The following is a 5,945-nucleotide window of genomic DNA, read 5'->3' as shown; positions in this document are numbered from 1 at the left end:
GGTCCACACCGTCGCGTCGAAGGTGAGGTCGGCCATCAGCGTATCCAGCTTGGCCGCGTACGCGCTGGGCACGGACACGCCGGTGAGGTCGGCGCGGGCGGCGTGGTAGCGCGCCAGTGTGTCCACCGGCGTGCCGTTGAGGGCCAGCCGTACCAGCCATTGGTTGACGTCGCGGTTGGCCGAGCCGATGGCGGCCAGCGCGCGCAGCAAGGCGGCGGCCTTGTCCTGCCGGCCGTCGAAGTCGTTGGCACGCTCGCGCACAAAGGGGCCGTGCGTGGCCCACGCGGCCGGCTCGGCGAGCAGCAGGTAGGCGGCCAGCGCGACCGAGGGCTTTTGCTTGGAGGCTTTGGCTTGGGCGGCCTTGTTGTCGCCCGCTCCTTCGAGCCCCTGAAGGTACTCGAACGCGTTGCGCCAYTTGCCCTCGGGCTTGAGCCCCAAATCTTCGCAGAAGGCCTTGGCCAGCTTTTCCGTGACCTTGGGTTTCTTGAAGTTGAAGCGGTTGGAGAGCTTCATTTCATCGCTGCCGTCCAACCGCACTTGCTGCGCCTGGTGCAGTGCCTCGGTGGCTGCCGTCAGCTCTTTCAGCCGCTTCTGCAGCGCGTCCTGCGGGGCCTTGCGGTACTGCGCCGCGCTTGTGGCCGCGGTGTTGATCACCTCGTCGCTCACCTCGGCATCCTCTTGCAGCATCTCGCGCAGCGACGCCAGTTCCTCCTGCCATCGCGCCATTGCCGCCAGCGCTGCCTCGCCCAGCTGGTGCACGTCATCCACGACCGTCTGGTCGGGCACCTGCTCGTCGCGCTCGAGCACTTTCTTCCAATCGGATAGCGCCTCGAGCATCCCGTGCCGGCAGACGGTCATGTCACTGGCCACTGCCTTGCTCAGCTCGTCCAGGCGTTTGGCGTGCGGCTGGGAAAGCTTGAGGTTGTCGATGCGCTTCCAGTAGCGCTCCATCGTTTCGGGCAGGAGCACGTCGACGCTGTGCGGGTCCGACTTGCGCATGGTTTCCAGCTTGCGCAGGATGGCCTCGATGTCGTCAAAGTTCGCATAGGGGAACTTCTTGCGCGCAAATGGCAGCAGGGATTGGGCTTCCTCCAGCCGCCACGACTCGGCCTCGGCCAGCGCATCGAGGACTTCGTCGGTCATCTCGAGGCTCGGCTCCTTCGCCAGCCGGGCGCGGATGCCCTCGATGTCCTCGGGACTGGCCTTCTTGCGCGACGTCTTCAGGATGGCCTCGAGGACCTCGCGGACGGCGGTGGGATTTCTGGGCATGGCGGAATCCTTCCGGAACTCAGTGGACGCACACGCGAGCCGCTCGGTGGGTGAGCATGTCAGGCGTGTGCGGTGTTGGCGCGTTAGTGGCCGCCGGTGTGTCCTGGTTCCCGGGTAATCACGTTGCCGCCGTCGATCGCCAAATACAGATCTCAATGAGACACCGCGTCAGCCCCGCGCTCACTGCTTGCCGTCAAAGGCCGGGCGCTATGGCGCTCAACGAGGACCAACATCCACATCGCAAGTTAGGCACGCCCCAGGTGAGATTGATTGATCGCTTGGGATGCACGCCCCAGATAGATCAATCGTGACGTAATCCCCAGGCCGGCGCGGCGCGGCTGGCGCGCAGTGATTGGCCGAGCACCGTCAGTACCGCGATGACCGTGGCAAGCAATGTCGCGCCGACGAAGTAGAGCGGCGAGAGTTCGACACGGTCGTCGAAACCAGCCAGCCACGCCCGCATCGCCACGAATGCCAATGGCCATGCGAGCAGGTTCGCAATCAGCACGGGCCGCAGGAACTGGCCGACGAGCAGCTTTGCGATATCGGCGGACGATGCCCCCAGCGTCTTCCGAATGCCGATCTCCTTCACCCGCCGCTGGGTATTGAACGATGCGAGACCCCACAGCCCGACGCAGCCAATCAGGACCGCCAGCGCCGCACCGATGCCAAACAGGTGAGTGGCGCGATCGTCGGCTTCGTAGAACTGGGCCAGTCGCCGGTCCGCAGTGGCGGCCACGAACGGCACCTGCGGCGCGAGGCGCAGCCAGACCTGCCGCGCGGCGGCCAAGGTCACCTGCGGATCGCCAATGAACCGGACCGCGGCGACGGGCTTTGCAGGACCCTCGCGGTAGTACTGATAGCTGGTGGTGTCGTCTGGTGCGCGCGGCGAGAAGAATCGCAACTGATCGATGACGCCGATGATCGTGCGCGGCATCGCGCCGCCGACGGTCTTGCCAATCGCCTCCTGTGGCGATGCGAAACCGAGCCGCTTCGCTGTCTCGAAATTGATGACGATGTTGCGGCCGAGCTTCCATTTCTGCCAGTCGCTGGCGTCGTCAGCGGCATGCGCGTCATCGAACAACCGGCCCGCCAGCAGTCGCGGCGCATAGGCCTCGAAGAACCCCGGGCCGACGCTGATCACGCGGATCGTCAAGCCCGGCGCCGGGCGGCCCGGCATGTCGATGGCATCGAGCGCGGCATTGCCATCGACGCCCGCACCCACGTTGGCGCTGCCGACGGCGCGGACCCCGGGCAACTCGCGGAATGCTGCAAGGATCGCGCGGGCCTGCGGTGGGCTGATGCCGGTTTCCGCGAGCGAGGGCACCATCAGCAGGCCTTCGCGCTGGAAGCCGAGATCGGCGTTGTGCATGTGACGGGTCTGTGCGACCAGCACTGCCGTGCCGATGACGAAGGCGGTCGCGAGTGCGAATTGCAAGACGACCAGCGCCTCACGCACGCGGACGCCGGCGCGGCCGCCACCCGGTGCTCGCGCCGACGCGAGCACCGTCGCCGTGGGAAACCGCGACAGGAGCAAGGCCGGATAGAAGCCCGCCGCCAGCCCGATGGGCAGCGTAGCCGCCGCCAGGGCCGGCACGACCAGCGAATAGGGCATGGTGAGCGACAGCCCGCCAGCGGCATTGACCCACGGCAGGCTCAACTCCGCGAGGATCAACCCGGCCAACGCAGCAACGGCGACCGTCAGCACCGCTTCGCCCAGGAACTGACCGACCAATGCACGCCGGTCCGCACCCAATACCTTGCGCATTGCCACTTCGCGCGCACGCACCCCAGCCCGGGCGGTTGCGAGGTTGACGTAGTTGACGATGGCGATCAGCAGGGCGATCAGCCCGACGATGCCCAGCGCCACCACCGTCATCTTGCGGCCCGCGCTTTCGGGTCCCTGCGGCTGCAGGTGAATGTCAGACAGAGGCAGCAATGGCAAGGACAGGAACCGTGACGGCTGCGGCCCCATGCTCGTGGCTCGGCGATCGATCATCGCCGGCAGCGTGCGCGCCAACGCCAGCCGCTGCGCCGCCGTGTCGAAGCGCAGGAAAGTGGAGACCGACGCCGTGCCCCACATGTACCACTGCCATTGGCCCGCAGGCGCGCCCTTGGGCAATGGGATGAGGATCGACAACTGCAGTTCGCTGTTGGCCGGCTGATCTTCGAAAACGCCGGCAATCCGGTATGCGGCGGGCCAGTCGATCGAGACGGTCAGTGTCTGGCCAACCGGATCAGTGCTGCCGAAGTACTTGCGGGCGGCCGACCGGCTGATGAGCGCGCTGGTCGGATCGTTGAGCGCGCTGCCGCTGCCCTTGAGCATCGGCAGGGCGAACACATCGAAGAACGATGGATCGACTTGCGCCACGTCTTCCTTGATCGCTTCGGCGCCGCGTTGCACGCTCCCGCCATCCTTGCCGCCGCGGATGCGCGTCCCCACGACACCCGGATGTTCCTCACGCAGTTGCTCCAGCAAGCCTCCCATCGTCATCGAATAGGCGCCGCTGAATGGACTGCCGGGCAGGTCAATGCGCGTCTGCACCAGGTAGATCTGCCCATGGCCTGGCAGCCACTTCTCGTAGCTGGTCTCGAATCGCACATAGAGCGACAGCACCAGGAACACCGCGATGCCCACAGCCAGCCCGCCGATGTTGAGCGCGGCGTGAAGCTTGTGGCGAGTCAGCGAGCGGTAGAGCGACAGCAGCGCGAAGCGGTTCATGGGCGCGGTCCTCAGATCGAGCGGGCCGCGGAGGCCACGATACGGCCGTCAAGCATGTCGATGCGGCGCTTCGCCACGTCGGCGTGGCTGGGCGAATGCGTGACCATGACGATGGTGGCGCCCTCCGCGTTCAGGCCGGCGAGGATGTTCATCACCTGCTCGCCGTTGACGGTGTCAAGGTTGCCGGTCGGCTCGTCAGCAAGGATCAACTTGGGATCGCCGACTATCGCGCGGGCAATCGCAGCGCGCTGCTGCTGGCCGCCGGACAGTTGATGCGGGAAGTGGCGCGCGCGGTGGCCGATGCCGACCTTGTCTATCGCCGCCGCCACCCGCGCGCGCCGGTCGCCGGCATCGGCCCGGTAAGCGAGGCCGAGCGCGACGTTCTCCTCGATCGTCAGCTCGTCGATCAGGTTGAAGCTTTGGAAGACGAAGCCCAACGTCGCGGCGCGGAACTTCGCCAGCTCCTTCTCGTTGAGCGCGGCGAGGTCGCGATCGCCGAACAGGTAGCGGCCGGCGGTCGGGCGGTCGACGGTGCCCAGCGTGTTGAGCAGCGTCGATTTGCCACAGCCCGATGGCCCCATGATGGCGACGAACTCGCCGGCTTCGACGTGGAGGTCGATGTCGTGGAGCGCGGTCGTCTCCACCTCGTCAGAGACGTAGCGGCGCTGGATCTTCTCGAGACGGATCACGGCTTGCCCTTCAGCGGATGTTGAGAACGTCGCCCCTCATGGAGGCGGTGTGGGAGGTGACGATGCGGTCGCCGGGTTTCAGGCCGGACAGGATTTCGACCTGCTCAGGGTTGCGACGGCCCGTTTTCACGGCGCGGCGGCGGGCGTGTTCGCCATCGGCGTCGAACACGAAGACCGACGTGCCGCCACCGGCGTCGAGCCAGCCACCCACCGGCGCGATCAGGGCGGGTGCGGTGCTGCCGAGCGTGATGCGGATGTCGAGCGTCTGACCGCGATTGAGGCCAGCGGGCGGCATGCCTTCGACCGCGAGTTCGATGCGGAAGCGGCCGTCCTTCACCGCAGGCAGCACTTTCGAGACGGTCAGCGAGAGGCTCTCTGCGCTCGCCCGCTGGCCGACGGCGATGCGTCCAAGATAGTATTCATCGACGTCCGCGGTCAGCTTCCACGAGCCTTCGCTGTCGACCTGCCCTGCCGCATCGCCGGGGCGCAGCGTCTGGCCGGGTTGGATCGTGAAGTTGATCAGCCGCCCGGCGTTGGGCGCGCGGATGGTCAACGTATCCAGGCCAGCGCGGACCGCGGCCAAACTGCGCTCCAACTGCCCGCGCGTGTCATCCAGCCGTGCGCCCTGGGTCGCTGTGATACGCGCCTCGTCGTCGTTGCCTGCTTGCAGTTGGTCGAGCCGTTTCTGCTGATAGGCGGCCTCCTCTGCATAGCTCTTCACTCCTGCCGCGGATACGAACCCGTCTTCGTGCAGCTGCTGGCGGGTCGACAGTTCGCGCCGCGCCTTCAGAAGGTCGTAGGTGGCCTGCGCGATCTGGGCCGCGCGATCCAGCCGGTTGCGCGCAATACCCAGGTTCTCGCCCGCGATGCCGCCCAACTGGCTGGCGATTTGCGCTTCGCGCGTCAGCACGTCGAGCCGCAGGGCAGGATTGGCCAGAGTCGCCAGCGCCTGGCCCTCAGCCACCGTCGTGCCGTCCTGCACCAGCAGCTTCTCGACATGCCCCCCGGTCAGAACACCAACGAGCGTCGTCACCTTCGGAGCGACCGTGGCACGCACCGGCAGGTAGTCGGCAAAGGGCGCGCGGACGACCGCACCGCTTTCGATGTCGGCAGCGGCGATGTCGGTCGACCCGCTGGCGGGCAGGAAGCGCCAGACCAACGCCGTTGCCAGCACCAGCGTCGCCGCCATCGGCGTTGCACGGTGGCGCCACCACGGCGTCGCGGCGCGTTCGACGCGGCTGTCCATGCCCACGCCGGTGATGGAT

4 protein-coding genes are annotated in these 5,945 nt (G+C 67.0%); all 4 read right to left on the bottom strand.

Going from position 1 to position 5,945, the window contains the following annotated elements; translation table 11 throughout:
• On the bottom strand, positions 1-1,269 hold a 1,269-nt coding region (locus tag ACXJKR_RS22095), incomplete at its 3' end, for a hypothetical protein (protein ID WP_457324642.1).
• A gap of 301 nt (positions 1,270-1,570) precedes the next feature.
• On the bottom strand, positions 1,571-3,991 hold the full coding sequence (locus ACXJKR_RS22090) for an ABC transporter permease (protein WP_457324641.1): 2,421 nt from the start codon (positions 3,989-3,991) through the stop codon (positions 1,571-1,573).
• Between the two features lie 11 nt (positions 3,992-4,002).
• Complete coding sequence (locus ACXJKR_RS22085) at positions 4,003-4,680, bottom strand: ABC transporter ATP-binding protein (RefSeq protein ID WP_457324640.1); 678 nt, start codon at positions 4,678-4,680, stop codon at positions 4,003-4,005.
• A 10-nt stretch (positions 4,681-4,690) separates the two neighbouring features.
• The coding region (locus ACXJKR_RS22080) for an efflux RND transporter periplasmic adaptor subunit (RefSeq protein ID WP_457324639.1) at positions 4,691-5,945 on the bottom strand (1,255 nt) is incomplete at its 5' end.

The organism is Roseateles sp. P5_E11 (genome assembly GCF_054049355.1).
This window is presented reverse-complemented; position numbering and strand designations above follow the sequence as displayed.